This window comes from Nesterenkonia sp. AY15 (assembly GCF_022565855.1).
Classification (GTDB): domain Bacteria; phylum Actinomycetota; class Actinomycetes; order Actinomycetales; family Micrococcaceae; genus Nesterenkonia.
In genome coordinates, this window is sequence record NZ_JAJOYV010000006.1 from 108287 (window position 1) to 127685 (window position 19399).

Below are 19399 nucleotides of genomic sequence, written 5' to 3' on the forward strand. Positions count from 1 at the left end.
AGGTGTCACAGGGAACCCAGCTGCACTGGCAGCGAGCCGTGGTGAAGTCGCGCCGCGCCGCCGCCGATGAGATCGCCGAGATCGTCCTCGCCGGGGAACGACCGCTGTTCACCGAGCCTGGCGCGCATATCGACGTGCGCATCGCCCCGGACATGGTCCGCTCCTACTCGGTGGTCGAGGGTGCGGTGGACGGAAGCTGGGTGAAGATCGGGGTGCGCCGCTCCCCCACCTCGCGCGGCGGATCACGGTTCATGCACGCCCTTGAACCCGGTGATCCCCTCGAGGTCACCTCGCCGCTGCAGAACTTCCCGCTGCGAGTGGGCGCGCCGCGCTACGTGCTCCTCGCCGGCGGAGTGGGCATCACGGCGATCCACTCGATGGCCCGGGTGCTCAAGCGGCTCGGCGCGGACTACCAGCTGATCTTCGTCGGACGCTCCCGCCCGGCCATGGCCTTCCTCGACGAGCTGCATCGCGAGCACGGACCGCGGCTGAGGCTCTCGGTCGATGACGAGGGCGACGTCCTCGACGTCAAGGGGCTCCTCGGGCAGGTGGATCACTCCACCGAGTTCTACATGTGTGGTCCCATCCGACTGATGGACGCCGTGCGGAGGGCCTGGATCGAGCGCGAGCTGCCGATGCCGAACCTTCGCTACGAGACCTTCGGCAACAGCGGCTGGTTCGACCCGGAGGAGTTCGAGCTGCGGATCCGCGGCTCCGAGCGCCACACGGTCGTCTCTCCGGACGAGTCCATCCTGGAGGCGCTGGAGCGGGTCGGCGTGGAGGCCATGTACGACTGCCGCAAGGGCGAATGCGGGCTGTGCGTGGTCAAGGCCGAGCAGCTGAACGGCGTCATCGACCACCGTGATGTGTTCTTCAGCGAGGCGGAGAAGAGCACCGACACCAAGCTCTGCGTCTGCGTCTCCCGGGTGGCCTCCTGCGCGAACTCAGCGGGAGCCGGTGCCGAGGATTCAGCCTCGACGCGGGCTACGCTGACCCTCGACTTTCCCTGATCCCCCACCGTTGAGGGGCGGCTTCCCCGGACGTCTCATGGGCCGAGAGGCCGCAGCTGTTCGGAGAATCCGCCGCTCGACGCGTCAGGTGGGTCTTACTTCCAGCCCAGCGGCTTGGCCACGTGCTCGACCAGGGATTCAAGGATGTGGGCGTTGTAGTCCACGCCGAGCTGATTGGGCACGGTCACCAGCACCGTGTCCGCGGCCTGGACTGCCTCGTCCTTGGCGAGCTCCTCGACGAGCACCTCGGGTTCCGCAGTGAAGCTGCGTCCGAAGATCGCGCGGGTCTTCTCGTCGATCATGCCGATCTGGTCCTTGGAGTCGCGCTGGCCCAGGAAGTAGGCCCGGTCCTGGTCCGAGACGATGGGCAGGATCGAACGCGAGACCGAGACCCTGGGAGCGAAGCCGTGGTCGTGCTTGGCCCATTCATCACGGAAGGCCTGGATCTGCTTGGCCTGCTGGATGTGGAACGGCTCGCCGGTCTCGTCATCCTTCAGCGTGGAGCTCATCAGGTTCATCCCGCGTGAGGCCGCCCAGCGCGCGGTGGCATCGGAACCGGCACCCCACCAGATGCGCTGACGCAGACCCTCGGAGTGTGGCTCCAGGCGCAGCAGCCCCGGCGGGTTGGGGAACATCGGTCGCGGGCTGGGCTCGGCGAAGCCCTGGCCGGAGAGCACCTGCAGCGCCACCTCGGTATGCCGGCGCCCCATGTCGGCGTCGGACTCGCCCTCGGCGGGCTGGTAGCCGAAGTGCCGCCAGCCTTCCACGGCCTGCTCCGGTGAGCCTCGGGAGATGCCGAGCTGCAGCCTGCCCTCGGCGATGAGATCCGCGGCGCCGGCATCTTCGGCGAAGTAGAGCGGGTTCTCGTAGCGCATGTCGATCACGCCGGTGCCGATCTCGATGCGATCGGTCTTCGCGCCGACGGCGGCGAGCAGCGGGAACGGCGAGGCCAGCTGCCGGGCGAAGTGGTGCACCCGGTAGTAGGCGCCGTCGACGCCCAGCTCCTCAGCCGCAACGGCAAGGTCGATGGACTGCAGCAACACATCAGAGGCAGAACGGGTCTGCGAATGCGGTGAGGGCGTCCAGTGTCCGAAGGAGAGAAATCCGATGTTCTTCACATTTGAAGGAACACCCTCGGCGGCACCACTATTCCTGGCCTGCTGCGCGGACTACTCCGCGAGCTGACGCTCCGCGGTGAGCACCACGTTGGCCAGCAGCTCCGCGCGGGTCATCGGGCCGACGCCGCCGGGGTTCGGTGAATACCAGGAGGCCACCGACTCGATGCCCGGAGCGAGGTCACCGTAGATCTTCGCCTTGCCGGTCTCCGGGTTCACCTCACGGGTGACTCCGACGTCGAGCGCGATCACGCCGGGCTTCAGGTCCGCCGGATCGATCATGTGCTTGACCCCGGCGGCGGCGACGACGACGTCGGCGCCGGCCAGGTGCGCGGCGAGATCTCTGGTCCCGGTGTGGCACAGGGTCACGGTGGCGTTGACGTCGCGCCGGGTCAGCAGCAGCCCGATCGGCCGACCGATGGTGACCCCGCGTCCCACGACGACGACGTGCTTGCCGCGCAGGTCCAGGCCGTAGCGGTCCAGGAGATCCACACAGCCCTTGGGCGTGCACGGCAGCGGGGTGGTGATCTCCTCGTTGACGTTGGCGACCAGCCGGCCCAGGTTCATCGGGTGCAGGCCGTCGGCGTCCTTCTCCGGGGAGATCGCCTCGAGCACCTGCTGGGTGTTCAGCTGTTTGGGCAGCGGCAGCTGGACGATGTAGCCGGTGCAGGCCGGGTCCTCGTTGAGCTTCTCCAGCTCGGCGAGCAGCTGCTCCTGGGTGGTGTCGGCGTCGAGCTCCACCTGGATGGAGTTGATCCCCACCTCGGCGCAGTCGCGGTGCTTGCCCGCCACATAGGACTGGCTGCCGGCATCGGCGCCGACCAGCACCGTGCCCAGCCCGGGGGTGACCCCGCGGGCCTTCAGCTTCGCGACCCGTTCGGCGAGGTCGGCCTTGAGCGCCTTGGCGGTGGCCCTGCCGTCGAGGATCTGCGCCTGCTGCGGAACCCGGGCCTGCTGCGGGGCGTCGCTCATCGGCGGGTTCACCAGTCCTCGAGGCCTTCGTAGAGCGGGAAGTCCTTGGTAAGCGCGGCGACCCGGGACTTCAGCCCGTGCAGGTCCGCGTCAGGCTTGAGCGCCTCGGCGATGATGTCGGCGACCTCGCTGAATTCCTTCGCCGCGAAGCCGCGGGTGGCCAGGGCGGGGGTGCCGATGCGCAGGCCGGAGGTGGTCATCGGTGGGCGCGGGTCGTTCGGCACGGCATTGCGGTTGACCGTGATGCCGACCTCGTGGAGCGTGTCCTCGGCCTGCTTCCCGTCGAGCTCGGAGTCGCGCAGGTCCACCAGCACCAGGTGCACGTCGGTGCCGCCGGTGAGCACCGAGACGCCATGCTCGGTCACATCCGGGGCGATCAGTCGCTTGGCCAGGATCTGGGCGCCTTCGATGGTGCGCTTCTGCCGCTCGGCGAACTCCTCGGTGCCGGCGATCTTGAAGGCGATGGCCTTGGCCGCGATGGCGTGCATCAGCGGGCCGCCCTGCTGGCCGGGGAAGACTGCGGAGTTGATCTTCTTCTTGTGCTCTTCCTTGGTCAGGATGATGCCTGACCGCGGGCCGGCGAGGGTCTTGTGCACGGTGGTGGTGACGACGTCGGCGTAGGGCACCGGGTTCGGGTGCAGTCCGGCGGCCACCAGGCCGGCGAAGTGAGCCATGTCCACCCAGAGGATCGCTCCGACCTCGTCGGCGATCTCGCGGAAGCGTGCGAAGTCGAGCTGGCGCGGGTAGGCGGACCAGCCGGCGACGATCATGTCGGGCTTCTCGGCGATGGCCTGCTCGCGGACCTTGTCCATGTCGATGATGCCGGTCTCGGCGTCGACCTCATAGGCGGCGATCTCGTAGAACTTGCCGGAGAAGTTCAGCTTCATGCCGTGGGTGAGGTGCCCGCCGTGGGCCAGGGAGAGGCCCATCAGCTTGTCGCCCGGCTTCAGGAAGGCGGTCATCACGGCCACATTGGCCTGGGCGCCCGCGTGCGGCTGGACGTTGGCGTGGTCAGCCCCGAAGAGCGCCTTGGCGCGTTCGATCGCGAGGTTCTCTGCGACGTCGACGAATTCACAGCCGCCGTAGTAGCGCCGTCCCGGGTAGCCCTCGGCGTACTTGTTCGTCAGCACCGAGCCTTGGGCCTCGAGGACGGCGCGCGGGACGAAGTTCTCGCTGGCGATCATCTCGAGGGTGTCGCGCTGGCGTCCCAGCTCATCCGAGATCGCCTGAGCGATCTCTGGATCGACCTCGGCCAATGGGGCGTTGTTGATATCCGATGTGCTCATGCTCTGAAGCTCTCCTTGCGGATGAATACGTGGCAGCGTGAGCCAGTCTATCGCTCAGCCGGGTCGGCCCACGCCGGATGGCCGCGCTGGACTCCCGCCAGAACGGGGATGTGACACGCACCCGGTTTATTGTGAATGACTCATATGTGCGGCACACTGGGAGCATGACCTCCTCCGACTGGCCTGCCCGGCTGCGCGAACGCGGACTCCGCGTGACGCGCCAGCGCCTCGCAGTCCTGGAGGCAGTGTCCGCCCAGCCGCACAGACCGGCCGACGCGGTCCACGCCGCCGTCCGCGAACAGCTGCCCGAGATCACGGTGCAGTCGGTCTACACCGTGCTGCATGATCTCACCGCGCGCGAGCTGCTGCGCAGGTTCGACCCGCCGGGTTCACCGGCCTGTTACGAGACCCGCACCCACGACAACCATCACCACGCGATCTGCACCCGCTGCGGCCGGATCGAAGATGTCGAATGCGTCCATGGAGAGGCACCCTGCCTGCAGGCGCCTGCAAGCCTGGGAATGCAGATCCAGGTCGCCGACGTCGTCTTCCGCGGCGTGTGCCGCACCTGCACGGAAGGCTCGGAGGAGCTCGTCGGCTCCGGCTCCGCTGGAGCCTGACATCTCCCGCCCGGCCCGACCGCTCCCCCGGCCCCTGACGCGTCCTGCCCACGCACAAGAAACCCCCGCAGGGAACCGGGGTTCCTCGCGGGGGTGTCTTTGAAGAGAAGAAGTCGATCAGACGTCGTCTTCTTCTTCCTCCATCGTCTCTTCTTCCATGGGCTCTTCTTCCATGGTGTCTTCCTCTGTGGTGTCTTCCTCTGTGCCCGGATCCTCGACTTCGCCGTTCTCTGCCGGCTCTTCAGTGTCGGTTCCGCCATCGTCGCAGGCGGTGGCACCGAAGAGTGCCAGGGAGCCGATGCCGACGACGCCGGCCAGGGTGCGAAGCTTGCTTGTTTCGGTGGTAGCCATAATTCGTTTACCTCCGTCATTTGCATCAGAAGATGCTGCGCGGTCTTTCCGCGGTCTGTCATCGTTGAGCGACCGTGTGAGATCCCCTAGATGACCTGCACCTAGTCTGCACAGACCGGACGCTTCAGCGAAAGCCTATTCGGCCATTCCGGCCTGATTCATGGGGAGCTCCTACCGGGCATGGAGCCGGCGTTGCTGTGGGCCGGCATTCCTGAATGTAAGCTGGGAGCCTGCCGGGGGTCCGCCGAGGGTCTGCCGGGCTGAACCAGCCCGAATCCTGGGCTCAGACGAGATCGCTGAGAATCCCCTGCAGCTGCTCATCGTCGATGACCGCCTCATCCTCGGGCTCCTCCGGGGTCTCAGCCTCGTCCCAGTCCGTGACGGTGACCTCGAGGTCCTGGTCCTCACCGGGCAGGCGCAGACCCATTAGCTGCGGTGAACCCTCGTCGGCGAGCACCGCGAGCTCGACGTCTTCGTTGGAGTAGACCCAGACGTTCTGACCGTCCCGAGTGTCCAGCGACGAGTCCAGGTCGAGCTCGGCCAGGGAGTCGACGTCCAAGGTCTCGGTGACCTCGGCGCGCAGCAGCTCCAGCAGCGCGTCGGGGGTGCGCGGCACCGCGGGCTCGGCGTCGCTGACGTCGACCCATTCCCCTTCGGCGCTCAGGGCTGCGCTGAGCTCCTCGGCATCGACCTCTGGCTCCACCTCGGGCGGGACCTGCGCCTCGTAGTCGAAGACGAAGGCCTCCACGGACTGGAACGTGTCGTCGCCGAAGGTGAACACCTGGAAGTCGGGGCTGTAGTTCAGCTCGGTCGCGGCGTCTCCTTCGAGTTCTCCGGTGACCGAGAGCTCGAAGCCCTCGTCGTCGCCTTCGAAGAACTCCGGTGCGTATCCGAAGAGCTCATGGCCGCGCTCCAGACCTGCCGCCATGGTGATGCTGACGCTCTCCTGCTCCAGGGAGGACTCCCAGACCTCGGTCTCGATCTCGGCGAGGTCCGCGACCTGCTCGTCGTCCTCATTCTCGGCGATCTCGTCTGAGGTGACTCCCTGGTCCTCCGCTCCGTCAGTGTCGACGTTCTCCTGCGGGTTCTCCGCTTCACGCGGATCTTCCTCACCGCAGCCGGCCAGTGCCAGGGCTGCGATGCTCAGCACCGCCGTGGTGGTGAATGCTCGCGTGACGGCCTTGGGGGACGTCTGGGTTCCGTTGCTCATGGTGTTTCCCTTCCACTGTGTGGCTGGGACCCCGGACTGATGTCCAGGCGTCCCGTTTCTGCACAACCCCCCGTTGTGTTGGTCTCTCGTGCCGCTCAGGCCTCGGCGTCGTCGTTGTTCTCGTCCTCGAGCTCCCCATCGAGTTCCTCTGTGGACCAGCCGTGCTCGGCGGCGATGGCCTCGAAGATCTCGTCCAAGGTCATCACGTTCTCCGGCTGGTCCGGGCGCTGGGTCTCGTTCCAGGCGCTGAAGACGTAGCTGGAGTCCTCGTCGCGCATCTGGACCAGGTAGGGGGCTCCGTCTGCGGCGACCACGAGCTCGGTGGAGCCGTCCTCGGTGGCGTAGACGTAGACCTGCGCGCCGTCACGGGTCTCTGCGGTGCCCTCGAGCCCGGCGATCTCCTGGCCCTCGAGCTCACGCTGCCAGGTGCTGATGAAGTCCTGGGCGGAGAAGACTGCGCCTGCGCCGTCGGTGCTGAACTGGACCCACTGCTCGACGACCACCGAGGTGATGAAGTCCTCTTCGATGAGGGCGGTGATCTCTTCATCCATCTCGCTCATCAGCAGCGCGGCGAAGTCCTCCCCGCGGAAGTACTCCACCCCGTCGATGGCGCGCTGGGTGAAGGTGACGTCGCCAGCGGTGAAGGTCATCTCGGAGTCGCTGCCGTCCACGGCGCCGGTGATCAGCAGATCCCCGGTGTCGTCTTCGTCGATGTCTTGGAACATCTGGTCGACGTCGGCCTCGGCGGCTTCGATCTCGCCTTCGATGTTCACGGTGTCCGCGGTCAGCATCGCATCCCACATGCGGTCCTGGATCTGCCCGAAGCTCGGAACCTGGGGCTCGTCGTCCTCCGCATCGCCCGCGAAGGGGTTCCCGCCACAGCCGGCGAGCAGCACGACGGCGGCAGCAGCGCTGCCAGCCAGAGCCGAACGCTTCATGGGGCCTCCTTGGGGACATACACGGTGCAGGTCGACGAGCTGCGCGAGGGCGCGGCGCGGGTGGGACTCTTCAGCGTAGCGCCTCGCGCTCCACCCGCGCCGTCGCGCTCAGAGAAGGCGCGGATCCCCGGGGCGCTTCACCCGCAGCCACCGGCAGCCATAGCCGTCCAGCGTGACTTCGGTGCGGTGTTCGGCATCGATGGCGCAGGCGCCGTCCTGAAGCAGGTCGATGAGCTCGGTGTCCTTCTCCTCGTCCTCCAGCATCAGCGGCACCACGAGGGACTTCGGTGAGAGGTTATGGATCAGGACCATGGACTGATCGCCGCTGGTCATGCGATGCGCGAGCACTTCGTGGTGCGGCTGCTGAAGGATCGACAGCTCACCCCAGCCCAGCTCGGGGCAGTCGCGGTAGCGTCGGGCCAGACGGCTGACATGGTGGAGCAGCGAGTCCTCGTCCCGGCGGGCCTGTGCAGCGTTGACGTGTTCGGGCCCGAAGGGACCCTCCACGACCTTGCGTGCGAGCTTCGAGGGGCGGGCCGAGGAGAATCCGCCGTTCTTGTCCTGACTCCACTGCATCGGCGTTCGGACGGCCTCGCGTCCGGGCACTTCGAGGTTCTCCCCCATTCCGATCTCCTCGCCGTAGAAGAGCACCGGGGTGCCGGGCAGGGAGAACAGCAGCGAGTAGGCCATCTTGATCCGCCGCGGGTCACCGTCGAACATGGCGGGCAGCCGACGACGCAGCCCACGGCCGGCGAATCGCATGTCCTCCTCGGGGGCGAAGGTGTCCAGCACCTCGTCGCGCTCTGCGGCGCTGAGCAGGTCCAGGGTGAGCTCGTCGTGGTTGCGCAGGAAGTTCGCGTACTGGGTCTCGGTGGGGAGGTTCTGCGGCCGCTGCGCCAGGGCTTCGGCGAGGGGCCGAGCGTCCTCGCGGGCGAAGGAGAGGAAGGCCTTCTGGTTCACGGTGAAGTCGAACTGCATGGTGAGCTGGTCACCGTCCTCCCCGCCGAAGAAGGCCAGCTGTTCCTGGTGTGGAAGGTTCACCTCGCCGAGGATCATCGCGGAGCTCGTTCCGGTGGAGCGGCGCTGCAGGAAGGCCCGCAGCGTGCGCAGGTAGTCGTGGGGTTCCACGAAGTCGTGCTGATCTGCCCCGGTGAGCGTGGTCTGGTTGATCGCGAAGGGCACCGCGTCCACCCGGAAGCCGTCCACCCCGAGCTGGAGCCAGAAGCCCATGGTCTTGGTGATCGCATCGCGGACCTGCGGATTGGAGGTGTTCAGGTCCGGCTGGGTGTGCAGGAAGTGGTGCAGGTACCACTCCTCGGTCTTCTCGTCGTGGGTCCAGATCCCGCCTTCCTGCCCGGGGAACATCGCCTCCTCGGAGGTGTCCGGCGGGGTGTCGCTGCGCCAGACGTAGAAGTCTCGGTAGGGGCTGTCCTTGGAGGCCCGCGAGCTGCGGAACCATGGGTGCTGGTCCGAGGTGTGATTGATGACCAGGTCCACGATGACTCGGATCCCACGGTCATGGGCCACTCGGACCAGCTCGACGAAGTCCCCGTGATCGCCGTAGCGCCGATCGACCCCGAACATGTCAGAGATGTCGTAGCCGTTGTCCCGGCGGGGCGAGGGGTAGAAGGGCATGAGCCAGAGGCAGCTGACGCCGATGTCGGCGAGGTAGTCGATCCGCTGGGTCAGCCCCGGCAGGTCACCGATCCCGTCGCCGTCCGAGTCCAGGTAGGTCTCCAGATCCACGCAGTAGATGACGGCGTTCTTGTACCAGAGGTCAGCGGTGTCGGTGATGCGCATCAGGCGCCCTTCAGTTCGGGGAGGATCGACTCGCCGGCGAGGTCGAGCCAGGGTCGCTGCTCCTGGCCCACATGGTGGAGGTAGACCTGGTCGAAACCGGGCTGGACGGCGGCGTCGATCCATTCGGCGAGCTGGCCGGGCTCCTCGGAGATCCACACCGCCTTCGCCACGGTCTCCAGGCTGACCTCCGCGGCGGCGGAGTCGAAGTGTTCCGGGGTGGGCAGGTCCTGGTCCAGCGGTGAGCCCAAGACGTTGGTGCGCCATTGGTCGTGGGCGATGGCCTCGGCCTGCTCCCGTGTCTGCGCCCAGCTGAGGTGGATCTGCAGCATGGCGGGACCTTCCCCGCCGGCTTCGCGGTAGGCGGCGAGCACCTCGTTCTGCACATCCTCGGGCTGGTTCAGGGTGATCATGCCCTTGGCCCAGACAGCGGCGAGGCGAGCGGCGTCGGGGGTGATGCAGGTGGCGTAGAGCGGGATGGGCTCCTCGGGGCGGTCATAGAGGTAGGCGTCGTCCACGCTGACGAAGCCGCGGTGGCTGATGATCCGCTCACCGCGGTGCAGCCGGGAGATGATGTCCGCACATTCGAGCAGCCGCCGTCGTCGGGTCTCCTTGTCCATCCAGAGCTCTCCGGTGACGTGTTCGTTCATCGCCTGTCCGGCACCCAGCGCGGCCCAGTACCTGCCGGGAAACATCTCACCCAGGGTGGCTGTGGCCTGCGCGACGATGGCGGGGTGATAGCGCTGGCCTGGAGCGATCACCGATCCGATGGGGAAGGCGGTGGTGGCCAGTGCGGCGCCGAGCCAGGAGAGGGTGAATCCCGAGTGGCCCTGCCGCTGCGACCAGGGCATGAAGTGGTCCGAGCTCATGGCGGCCTGGAATCCGACCGTCTCGGCGTGCTGGACGTCGCGCAGCAGCTGGGAGGGGGCGATCTGTTCCTGTGATGCGTGGAACCCGTAGATGGTCATGTGTGACTGCCTCTCGTCTCGTGTCCTTGACTGAAGGTTACTGAGAGTGCCCTGGTGACCACCTGGACGTAAGAGAACTGTTACCTCGGAATCTTACTGACCCGGGGCGTCGAGAGTTCCCTGCGCTAACCCTCGATGACAGTGCCCTGGGCGGCGCGGTGGGCGTCCTTGTGACCCAGGTAGACCTCGGCGTTGCTGCGCAGCCCGGCGATCTCCTCCTCGGTGAGCTCGCGCCGGACCTTGGCGGGAACGCCGGCGACCAGGGACCGCGGCGGAACCTCGGTGCCCTCGAGCACCACGGCCCCGGCAGCGATGAGGCTCTGCTCGCCGATGACGGCGCCGTTCATGATGGTCGCACTCATCCCGATCAGCGAGCCGTCTCCCACGGTGCAGCCGTGGACCACTGCGGAGTGCCCGACGGAGATCCCGGCACCCAGGGTGCACGGGTGACCGGGATCGGCATGGAGCACCGCGTTGTCCTGCAGATTGGTGCCCTCCCCCACCGAGATCGCCGCCGAATCGCCGCGGACCGAGACGCCGTAGAAGGCCGAGGAGTCCTTCGCCATGGTCACCTCCCCGGTGATCGCGGCGGTGGGGGCCAGGAACACGCCCTCACCGATCTGGGGCGTGTGTCCGCTGACGGTGAGCACATGTGCCATGAAGATTACTCCTGGGATCCGAAGGGGGTCGGGTCGTGCTGGGCGTGAAGGCAGTGCTGGTGGTGAAGGTCGACCTGGTGGTGCGGGCTGGGGATGTCCTCAGTATCCCTGGGCAGGATCCACCAGGCCCAGCATCGGTTCGCCGGCATGGAAGCGGCGGTGGTTCGCCAGGATCCGCTCCCGCAGCAGCGGCACCACCATCTCCGTGGTGTCCGCGGTGTGCGGGGTGATCAGGCAGTTCTGGAGCGACCAGAGCGGGTCGGTCTCGGGAAGCGGCTCCGGCTCGGTGACGTCGAGACCGGCGCCGCGCAGGGCTCCGGTGCTCAGCGCCTCGACGAGCGCTGTCTGGTCCACCAGGCTGCCGCGGCCCACGTTGGCGACCACCGCGCCGTCGGCCAGCAGCGCCAGCCGGTCGGCGTTGAGCAGGTGCCGGGTGGCAGGAGTGGCCGCTGCTGCCAGCGCCACCACCTCGGCCCCGTCCAGCGCCTCATCGAGACCCTCGAAGGCGACGGTGACATCGGCGTGCTCCACCGGTTCGGCGGTGCGCCGGACGACGGTGACGTGGGTGTCGAAGGCCTTGTAGAGCCGGACGATCTCCGCCGCGACCCCACCTCCGCCGACGACGACGCAGCGCAGCCCGTTCAGCGAGATCCCGCCCTCGGTGCCCCAGCTGTTCGCCAGGGCCCGGGCCTTGAGTCCGCGCAGCGCCGCGAGGGTCAGCGCCAGCGCATGCTCCCCGACCGGTTTGGCGTAGGAGCCCTTCGCGGAGGTCCAGGTCAGTTCTGGGAACTGGGTGAGGATCTCCGCGTAGAGCTCGATGCCGGCGCTGGGCAGCTGCACCCAGCGCACCTGGGGATTGGCCTCGAGCACCTCGGCGAGGTTCAGCGTCTTGAACATCCCGGTGACGATGATGCCCTCGGGCTGTTCATCCTCACCGACGAGGACGGCGCCCTGCTGCCGCAGCCCCTCGCGGAGCACAGCGTCGGCCTCGGGCCGGACGTGGAGCCGCGTCATCTCAGGCCTTGAGGCCGTCGATGATGCTGTTCAGGGTCGCCGAGGGGCGCATCGCGGCGAAGGCCTTGGCCTCATCGGGGCGATAGTAGCCGCCCAGATCCACCGGTTCGCCCTGGACTCCGTTGAGCTCGCTCAGGATCTGCTCCTCGTTCGAGGTCAGCGCCTCCGCCACGGAGGTGAAGCGCTGAGCCAGCTCGGTGTCCTCGGTCTGCGCGGCCAGCTCCTGGGCCCAGTACATGGCCAGGTAGAAGTGCGAGCCGCGGTTGTCGATGGTGCCGAGCTTGCGTCCCGGCGAGCGGTTCTCCATCAGGAAGGTGGCCGTGGCGCGGTCCAGCGCGGAGGCGAGGACCTTGGCCTTGGGGGCCTGGGCCTGCTCGGCGTACTTCTCCAGCGAGGGCACCAGGGCGAAGAACTCACCCAGGGAGTCCCAGCGCAGGTAGTTCTGCTCGGCCAGCTGCTGGACATGCTTCGGCGCGGAGCCGCCGGCGCCGGTCTCGAAGAGTCCGCCGCCTGCCATCAGCGGCACGATGGAGAGCATCTTCGCCGAGGTTCCCAGCTCCAGGATCGGGAACAGGTCGGTGAGGTAGTCGCGCAGCACGTTGCCGGTCACCGAGATGGTGTCCTCGCCGCGGCGCAGCCGCTCCACGGTGTACTTCGTGGCCGCCACCGGGTCGAGGATCTTGATCTCGAGCCCGTCGGTGTCCAGCTGGGCCAGGGCGTGGTTGACCTTCTCGATCATGGTGCGGTCGTGGGCGCGCTTGTCATCGAGCCAGAACACCGCGGGGGTGCCGAATTCGCGGGCCCGGGTCACGGCGAGCTTCACCCAGTCCTGGATGGGGGCGTCCTTGGTCTGGCAGGCGCGCCAGATGTCTCCTGCGGAGACCTCGTGCTCGAGCAGCACGTCGCCGGCGGCGTTGGTGACCTGCACGGTGCCGGCGGCATCGATCTCGAAGGTCTTGTCGTGGGAGCCGTACTCCTCGGCCTTCTGCGCCATCAGTCCGATGTTGGGCACGGTGCCGATGGTGGTCGGGTCGTAGGCGCCGTGGGCGCGGCAGTCTTCGATGACCGCCTGGTAGACCCCGGCGTAGGAGGAGTCGGGGATGATCGCGAGGGTGTCGTCGGTCTCTCCGGTGGGGCCCCAGGCCTTGCCGCCGTTGCGGATCATCGCGGGCATGGAGGCGTCCACGATGACGTCGGAGGGTGCGTGCAGGTTGGTGATGCCCTTGGAGTCATCGACCATCGACATCCGGGGGCCGTCGGCCAGGCCCTGGGTGATCTCGGCCTTGATGGCGTCGCCCGCCTCGCCGAGCTTCTCGGCGCCGGCGAGGATGGAGGCCAGTCCGTCATTGGCGGAGAGTCCGGCCTCGGCGAGGGTCGCCCCGTGCTTCTCGAAGACCGTCGGGAGGAAGGCCCGCACGATGTGTCCGAAGATGATCGGGTCCGAGACCTTCATCATCGTGGCCTTCAGGTGGGCCGAGAAGAGCACATCCTCTTCCTTGGCGCGGGCCACCTGGGCGGTGAGGAACGCGTCGAGCTCGGCGGCGCGCATCACGGTGGCGTCGACGACCTCTCCGGCCTTGACCGGGAGGGACTCCTTGAGCACGGTGGAGGTGCCGTCGGTGGAGACGTGGGTGATGGTGAGCGTGTCCTCGACGTCGAGCACCACTGACTGCTCGTTGGCGGCGAAGTCGCCAGAGTCCATGGTGGCCACGTTGGTCTTGGAGTCTGCGCTCCAGTCGCCCATGGAGTGCGGGTTGGCGCGCACGTAGTTCTTCACCGAAGCGGGGGCGCGGCGGTCCGAGTTGCCTTCGCGAAGCACCGGGTTCACCGCGGAGCCCTGGACCTTGCCGTAGCGGGCGCGCACGTCGCGCTCCTCATCGGTGGACGGTGACTCGGGGTAGTCGGGCAGGGCATATCCGGCGGACTGCAGCTCGGCGATGGCGGCCTTGAGCTGGGGTCCCGAGGCGGAGATGTTCGGCAGCTTCACGATGTTGGCTTCTGGGGTCTTCGCCAGGGCGCCGAGCTCGGCGAGGGAGTCGCTCTCGCGCTGGTCCTCACGGAGATACTCGGGGAACGCAGAGATGATGCGGCCGGCCAGTGAGATGTCGCGGGTCTCGACCTCAACCCCGGCGGGGGCGGCGAAGCCCTCCACGATGGGTTTGAGGGAGAACGTGGCCAGCATCGGCGCTTCGTCGGTGTTGGTATAGATGATCTTTGCCGTCGGCATGGATCTCCTCAAGTTCGGTTATATGTTGTTTCCCTGATCACAAATCTACCCCAGATGCTCCGGCTGGCCCGGGCACTCAGATTCCCAGCACGGTGCGGGCGATCATGAAGTACACGATGAGTCCGGTGGCATCCACGAAGGTCGAGATGAACGGGTTGGCGAAGACTGCCGGGTCGGCACCGAGCTTCTTGCCCAGCAGCGGCATCAGCCCGCCCACCGAGGCGGCCAGGGTGCAGATGGAGAGCAGTGTCAGCCCGATCACGGTGCCGATGTCCCAGCCGTAGAAAAGTCCGGCGACCAGGAAGCCCAGCACGCCGAGCGTGGCACCCAGGGTGATGCCCACCCGCACCTCGCGCCAGAGCACCTTGAACACGTCTCGGGTGCCCACGTCGCCCAGCGCCAGCGCGCGGACGACCGTGGTCGCTGCCTGGTTGCCGGTGTTGCCGCCGGTGCCGATCAGCAGCGGCACGAACAGGCTGAGCACCACCATGGATTCGATGGTGCCCTCGAAGACGTCGAGCACCTGGACGGTGAGCGCGGCACCCAGAGCCAGCACCAGCAGCCACACCACGCGGGAGCGCATGATCTGCAGCACCGGGGTGGAGAGGTAGGGCCGGTTCAGCGGCTCGGCGCCACCGTGGCGGGCGGCGTCCTCGGATTCGGCGCGCTCGAGGATGTCGAGTGCGTCGTCGACCGTGAAGATCCCGACCACCCGGTGCTCGGAGTCGGTGACCGGCACGGCGAGGTGCTTGCGGTCGGCGCACATGCGAGCGGCGTCCTCGGCGTCGTGGTCGGCGTCCACCGAATCTGCCTCGCGCATCAGCTCCGCGATGAGTGTCTCGCCGCTGTTGCTGACCAGGTCGCGCAGCGAGACCACGCCCTGCAGCAGCCGACCGGGGTCCACCACGGGCAGGGTGTAGAGCGTCTCCGCGTCCTCACCGGCCTTGCTGACCTTGTCCATCGCCTCGGCGACGGTCCAGTGCTCGGGGATCGCGACGAACTCGGGGCTCATCTGGCGCCCGATGGTGCCGCTGGGGTAGCCGAGCACGATGTTGGTCAGGCTGCGCTCACGCGGGTCCAGGTGGCGCATCATCCGGCGGGCGATCGAAGCCGGCATCTCGTCCATGAGCCGGACTCGGTCATCGGGGTCCAGGGACTCGAAGTAGTGCGCGACCTCGACGTCCTTGAGGCCCTCGATGATCTCGCCCTGCAGCGACTGGTCCAGCAGGTCGAAGGCTTCGACGGCGACGCCCTTGGAGAGCAGCCGGAAGGCCACCGCGCGGTTCTTGACGCCGAGGCGTTCCAGGAAGTCGACGATGTCACCCACGTTGAGCTCGTCCAGGGCGGAGCGCAGCTCCGTGAGGCGCTCCTCACGGATCATGTCTTCCAGCTCGTCAAGCAGTTCGTTCACGGGTTCCACCCTTTCAAGGGTGCCGAGCAGGCGTAGGGGCGACCGGATCCGCGGGTGCGGACGGGGTGAGGTTCGCGGCTGCAGATCTGGTCAGTGGTGGTGGTCGATCAGTGGAAGAAGTGGCGCGTTCCGGTGAGGTACATGGTCAGGCCGGCGTCGCGGGCTGCGGAGATGACCTCCTCGTCGCGCTGGGACCCGCCGGGCTGCACGACCGCGCGCACCCCGGCGGCGATCAGGCTCTGCAGCCCGTCGGCGAAGGGGAAGAAGGCGTCGGAGGCCGCGACGGACCCGCGGGCCCGCTCCACCCCGTCACCGGCGAGCGTGTTCGCGCGCTGCACAGCGAGCCGGCAGGAGTCGAGCCGGTTGACCTGACCCATGCCGATCCCCACGGTGGCCTGGTTCTTCGCCAGCAGGATCGCGTTGGACTTCACCGAGCGGATCGCCCGCCAGGCGAAGTCGAGGTCGGCGAGCATGTCGACGTCGGCGGCTTCCCCGGAGACCAGCTTCCAGCCGGAGGTGGTGTCACCCTCGGCGTCGACCGCGTCGGAGGCCTGGAGCAGCATGCCTCCGGAGATCTGCTTGTATTCCACCCGGTCGCGCCGGTGGCCTTCGGGCAGGCGCAGCAGCCGGATGTTCTTCTTCCTGGTCAGGATCGCCAGCGCCTCCTCCTCGAAGGCCGGGGCGACGACGACTTCGGTGAAGATCTCCGAGACGGTCTTGGCCATCTCCGCGGTGACGGTGCGGTTGGCGGCGATGACACCGCCGAAGGCCGAGAGCGGGTCGCAGGCGTGGGCGGTGCGGTGGGCCTCGGCCACGGTGGCGCCCACGGCCACACCGCAGGGGTTGGCGTGCTTGATGATCGCCACGGCGGGCTGGGCGAAGTCGAAGGCGGTGCGCACTGCGGCGTCGGCGTCGACATAGTTGTTGTAGCTCATCGCCTTGCCGTGCAGCGTCTGGGCCTGGGCCAGGCCGGGGCGGGCGCTGGAGTCGGCATAGAGCGCGGCGGGCTGGTGCGCGTTCTCGCCGTAGCGCAGGGTGTCCAGGCGCTGCAGCGCGAGCCCGGCGTAGGGCGGGAAGTTCAGCTTCTTCTCGGTGCGGCTCAGCGGCGAGGCGGGCACCGAGGCGGCGTCGAAGTCGTCGTCGAACTGCTGGGAGGTCCAGCGCGCCACGGCGGTGTCGTAGGCGGCCGTGTGGGCGAAGGCCAGGGCGGCCAGGCGCTGCCGGGCGGTGAGCGTGAAGCCTCCGGCGGAGGCCGCGGAGATGATGTCGTGATAGCGCAGCGGATCGACCACCACAGCGACGGAGGCGTGGTTCTTGGCGGCGGCGCGGACCATGGAGGGTCCGCCGATGTCGATCTGTTCGACGATCTGGTCCTCCGCGGCGCCGGAGGCGACGGTGTCGGCGAAGGGGTAGAGGTTCACCACGACCAGGTCGAAGGGTTCGATCTGAAGCTCCTCGAGCTGGGCCCGGTGGTCTTCGCGGCGACGGTCCGCCAGGATGCCGGCGTGCACCCGGGGGTGCAGGGTCTTCACCCGGCCGTCCAGGCACTCCGCGAAGCCGGTGACCTCGGAGACCTCGATGACAGGGACCCCGGCGGCGGCGATGCGCTTGGCGGTGGAGCCGGTGGAGACGATCTCGACGCCGGCGGCGTGCAGTCCCGCGGCGAGGTCCTCCAGCCCGGTCTTGTCATAGACCGAGATCAGGGCGCGCCGGATCGGCTGGCGCGAGGCGGCGCCGGAGGTGCCGGAGGCGCCGGGGGCAGCCGCGGTGGTGTTCTGCGCTGCGGAATCGCTGACGGTGCTCATGCACACTCCTGTGAGGGGGACGACGCTTCGGGGACCTGGGCCAGTCTACCGACCCGGTTCAGGACTCAAATTTGTAGCCCAGCCCGCGGACGGTGATCAGGAACTCCGGGCGTGACGGGTCGGGTTCGATCTTGGCGCGGAGTCGCTTGACGTGGACGTCGAGGGTCTTGGTGTCTCCGACATAGTCCGATCCCCAGACCCGATCGATGAGCTGGCCCCGGGTGAGCACCCGCCCGGCGTTGCGCAGCAGCATCTCCAGCAGCTCGAACTCCTTCAGCGGCAGGCTCAGCGGTGCGCCCTTGACCTCCACGGTGTGGCGTTCGATGTCCATGCTGACCGGTCCCGCGATGACCATCGAGCCGTCGTCCACCTCGGTCTCGACCCGCCGGCGCAGCACCGCTCGGACTCGGGCGAGTAGCTCCCGGGAGGAGTAGGGCTTGGTGACGTAGTCATCGGCGCCGAGCTCCAGGCCCACGACCTTGTCGATCTCGGAGTCCTTGGCCGTGAGCATGATCACCGGAACATTGGACTGCAGCCGGATCTGGCGGCACACCTCGGTGCCGGACTGCCCGGGGAGCATCAGGTCCAGCAGGACCAGATCTGCTCCTTCACGGGTGAATATCTCGACGGCGTCGAGGCCGTTCTCCGCGACGACGACGTCGTACCCCTCCTTCTCGAGGGCATAGGACAGTGCTTCTGAGAATGAGGGCTCATCCTCGACGAGCAGAATTCTGGTCACGCGTTTCCTCCTTCGCCGGCCCTGGTGGGTGCCGGGTTCGCTGCACTGTGACGCGATGCAGCACCATGTGGGGCGGTGCGAACTGATGCTTGGCCAAGCCCGGCCGCACCCCGGCCGAGCCCTTCAAGGGTGTCGAGGCTCTCGTCGAGCTCGGGCAGGCGCACCGTGAAGGTGGAGCCCCTCCCCTGCTGGGACCACAGCGCGACCTCGCCGCCGTGGTTGGTGATCACGTGCTTGACGATGCTCAGGCCCAGGCCGGTGCCTCCGGTCTGGCGGGAGCGGGCGGCGTCGACCCGGTAGAAGCGTTCGAAGATCCGCTCCTGGTCCTCCCTTGCGATTCCGATCCCCTGGTCGGTGATGGTGACCTGGGCGATCCCGTCGCGGCTGGAGAGCCCGATGCCGACCCGGGTGGATTCCGGGGAGTAGCGCACGGCGTTGTCGATCAGGTTCCGGAACGCCATCGCCAGCTGGTCGGCGTCGCCGTGGACCCGGTGCGGAAGCGCACCACCGATCTTCAGCTCGATGTTCTTGGACTCCGCGGGCAGCCGAGAGCGGTCCGCGGCGTCGGCGATGACGTCTTCGAGGTCCACCGGCCGGCCGGCGTGGACCACGTTCTTGCCCTGCACCCGGGAGAGCTCGATGATGTCTTGGACCAGCGCCGCGAGCCGGCGGGATTCCTTGTGCAGGCGCTGGGTGAAGCGCCGAACGGCGACGTCGTCGTCGGCGGCGTCCTCGATGGTCTCGGCCAGCAGCGAGATCGCCCCGACCGGGGTCTTCAGCTCGTGGGAGACGTTGGCGACGAAGTCATTTCGCACAGCCTCGATGCGGGAGAACTCCGTGCGGTCATCGGCGAGGACCAGGATGTACTCATCCCCCAGCGGCGCCACGCGCAGGTGCACGACCAGTGAGGTCTCCCCCTGCAGCCCACGGGCCAGCTCATGCTCCTGATCGATGATCACCCCGTCCCCGCGGACCCGGGCGGTGAGGTTCAGCAGCTGCTGGTGGACCACAGTATGGCCGCGGACCAGGCCGAAGGCGTAGGCGGCCGGGTTGGCGCGCACCACCCCGTCGACGGTGTCCACCACGATATAGGCCAGCCCGAGCGAGGCGAGCACCTCGGTGGCGCCTGCGGGCATCGAGGGTTCGTCCACATCGATGCCGGCGGCACGCTGCTTCTCACTGACGCGGAAGGCATACATGCCGACAACGCCAAGTGCCAGGCCGACGACGCCGGACAGTGCGGCGATGAGCAGGTGATCCACGTCCTACAGCTTAGG

The 19399-nt window shown here is 67.8% G+C and carries 17 protein-coding genes; 2 read left to right on the top strand and 15 right to left on the bottom strand.

The genetic code is table 11. From position 1 onward, the window contains the following. Positions 1–2 precede the first annotated feature (2 nt). Positions 3–1010, top strand: coding sequence for a PDR/VanB family oxidoreductase (locus LSI54_RS10235; RefSeq protein ID WP_241476540.1), 1008 nt, complete (start codon positions 3–5; stop codon positions 1008–1010). Positions 1011–1105: 95 nt separating this feature from the next. Here LSI54_RS10235 and LSI54_RS10240 read toward each other — a convergent pair whose 3' ends face one another. The 3 genes from LSI54_RS10240 to glyA are packed head-to-tail and all read right to left on the bottom strand — an operon-like array spanning position 1106 to position 4383. Next, positions 1106–2128, bottom strand: coding sequence for an LLM class flavin-dependent oxidoreductase (locus LSI54_RS10240; RefSeq protein ID WP_241465201.1), 1023 nt, complete (start codon positions 2126–2128; stop codon positions 1106–1108). Positions 2129–2179: 51 nt separating this feature from the next. Further along, positions 2180–3097, bottom strand: coding sequence for a bifunctional methylenetetrahydrofolate dehydrogenase/methenyltetrahydrofolate cyclohydrolase (locus LSI54_RS10245; RefSeq protein ID WP_241465202.1), 918 nt, complete (start codon positions 3095–3097; stop codon positions 2180–2182). A gap of 8 nt (positions 3098–3105) precedes the next feature. Continuing rightward, on the bottom strand, positions 3106–4383 hold the full coding sequence (glyA, locus tag LSI54_RS10250; RefSeq protein ID WP_241465203.1) for a serine hydroxymethyltransferase: 1278 nt from the start codon (positions 4381–4383) through the stop codon (positions 3106–3108). Between the two features lie 164 nt (positions 4384–4547). Here glyA and LSI54_RS10255 point away from each other — a divergent pair, with 164 nt between their 5' ends. Then, positions 4548–5003, top strand: a complete 456-nt coding sequence (locus tag LSI54_RS10255) for a Fur family transcriptional regulator (RefSeq protein WP_241478299.1) — start codon at positions 4548–4550, stop codon at positions 5001–5003. Between the two features lie 117 nt (positions 5004–5120). Here LSI54_RS10255 and LSI54_RS10260 read toward each other — a convergent pair whose 3' ends face one another. The 12 genes from LSI54_RS10260 to LSI54_RS10315 form a co-directional block, all read right to left on the bottom strand. Continuing rightward, positions 5121–5354: a hypothetical protein gene (locus tag LSI54_RS10260; protein WP_241470418.1), complete on the bottom strand. Its 234-nt coding sequence runs from the start codon at positions 5352–5354 to the stop codon at positions 5121–5123. Between the two features lie 283 nt (positions 5355–5637). Beyond that, entirely contained in the window at positions 5638–6564 is a 927-nt protein-coding gene (locus tag LSI54_RS10265) for a hypothetical protein (RefSeq protein WP_241478300.1), read from the bottom strand. A gap of 95 nt (positions 6565–6659) precedes the next feature. After that, positions 6660–7502: a hypothetical protein gene (locus LSI54_RS10270; protein ID WP_241465207.1), complete on the bottom strand. Its 843-nt coding sequence runs from the start codon at positions 7500–7502 to the stop codon at positions 6660–6662. Positions 7503–7610: 108 nt separating this feature from the next. Beyond that, positions 7611–9302, bottom strand: coding sequence for an alpha-amylase family protein (locus tag LSI54_RS10275; protein WP_241470420.1), 1692 nt, complete (start codon positions 9300–9302; stop codon positions 7611–7613). Further along, a complete protein-coding gene (locus LSI54_RS10280) occupies positions 9302–10267 on the bottom strand; it encodes a TIGR03885 family FMN-dependent LLM class oxidoreductase (protein WP_241478301.1) in 966 nt (321 codons plus the stop codon). The genes LSI54_RS10275 and LSI54_RS10280 overlap by 1 nt, the downstream gene beginning before the upstream one ends. 125 nt (positions 10268–10392) lie before the next feature. Further along, positions 10393–10926 carry a gamma carbonic anhydrase family protein gene (locus LSI54_RS10285; protein WP_241465210.1) on the bottom strand — a complete coding sequence of 178 codons (534 nt, stop codon included), beginning with the start codon at positions 10924–10926 and terminating at the stop codon, positions 10393–10395. Positions 10927–11025: 99 nt separating this feature from the next. After that, positions 11026–11940 carry an NAD(P)-dependent oxidoreductase gene (locus LSI54_RS10290; RefSeq protein ID WP_241478302.1) on the bottom strand — a complete coding sequence of 305 codons (915 nt, stop codon included), beginning with the start codon at positions 11938–11940 and terminating at the stop codon, positions 11026–11028. A 1-nt stretch (position 11941) separates the two neighbouring features. Further along, a complete protein-coding gene (locus LSI54_RS10295; protein ID WP_241478303.1) occupies positions 11942–14167 on the bottom strand; it encodes an NADP-dependent isocitrate dehydrogenase in 2226 nt (741 codons plus the stop codon). Between the two features lie 76 nt (positions 14168–14243). Continuing rightward, on the bottom strand, positions 14244–15578 hold the full coding sequence (gene mgtE / locus LSI54_RS10300; protein ID WP_241465213.1) for a magnesium transporter: 1335 nt from the start codon (positions 15576–15578) through the stop codon (positions 14244–14246). 107 nt (positions 15579–15685) lie between these two features. Further along, entirely contained in the window at positions 15686–17383 is a 1698-nt protein-coding gene (gene purH / locus LSI54_RS10305) for a bifunctional phosphoribosylaminoimidazolecarboxamide formyltransferase/IMP cyclohydrolase (protein ID WP_241478304.1), read from the bottom strand. Between the two features lie 58 nt (positions 17384–17441). Then, complete coding sequence (locus LSI54_RS10310) at positions 17442–18122, bottom strand: response regulator (protein ID WP_241465215.1); 681 nt, start codon at positions 18120–18122, stop codon at positions 17442–17444. Further along, positions 18119–19384: a sensor histidine kinase gene (locus LSI54_RS10315; RefSeq protein WP_241465216.1), complete on the bottom strand. Its 1266-nt coding sequence runs from the start codon at positions 19382–19384 to the stop codon at positions 18119–18121. Before LSI54_RS10315 ends, LSI54_RS10310 begins: the two co-directional genes overlap by 4 nt. Positions 19385–19399: the final 15 nt, after the last annotated feature.

Coding starts and splice junctions, on each gene's coding strand:
- LSI54_RS10280 (WP_241478301.1), bottom strand. CDS start 10,267: ATGACCATCTACGGGTTCCACGCATCACAGGAACAGATCGCCCCCTCC.
- LSI54_RS10245 (WP_241465202.1), bottom strand. CDS start 3,097: ATGAGCGACGCCCCGCAGCAGGCCCGGGTTCCGCAGCAGGCGCAGATC.
- LSI54_RS10295 (WP_241478303.1), bottom strand. CDS start 14,167: ATGCCGACGGCAAAGATCATCTATACCAACACCGACGAAGCGCCGATG.
- glyA (WP_241465203.1), bottom strand. CDS start 4,383: ATGAGCACATCGGATATCAACAACGCCCCATTGGCCGAGGTCGATCCA.
- LSI54_RS10285 (WP_241465210.1), bottom strand. CDS start 10,926: ATGGCACATGTGCTCACCGTCAGCGGACACACGCCCCAGATCGGTGAG.
- LSI54_RS10290 (WP_241478302.1), bottom strand. CDS start 11,940: ATGACGCGGCTCCACGTCCGGCCCGAGGCCGACGCTGTGCTCCGCGAG.
- LSI54_RS10270 (WP_241465207.1), bottom strand. CDS start 7,502: ATGAAGCGTTCGGCTCTGGCTGGCAGCGCTGCTGCCGCCGTCGTGCTG.
- LSI54_RS10275 (WP_241470420.1), bottom strand. CDS start 9,302: ATGCGCATCACCGACACCGCTGACCTCTGGTACAAGAACGCCGTCATC.
- purH (WP_241478304.1), bottom strand. CDS start 17,383: ATGAGCACCGTCAGCGATTCCGCAGCGCAGAACACCACCGCGGCTGCC.
- LSI54_RS10260 (WP_241470418.1), bottom strand. CDS start 5,354: ATGGCTACCACCGAAACAAGCAAGCTTCGCACCCTGGCCGGCGTCGTC.
- LSI54_RS10255 (WP_241478299.1), top strand. CDS start 4,548: ATGACCTCCTCCGACTGGCCTGCCCGGCTGCGCGAACGCGGACTCCGC.
- LSI54_RS10265 (WP_241478300.1), bottom strand. CDS start 6,564: ATGAGCAACGGAACCCAGACGTCCCCCAAGGCCGTCACGCGAGCATTC.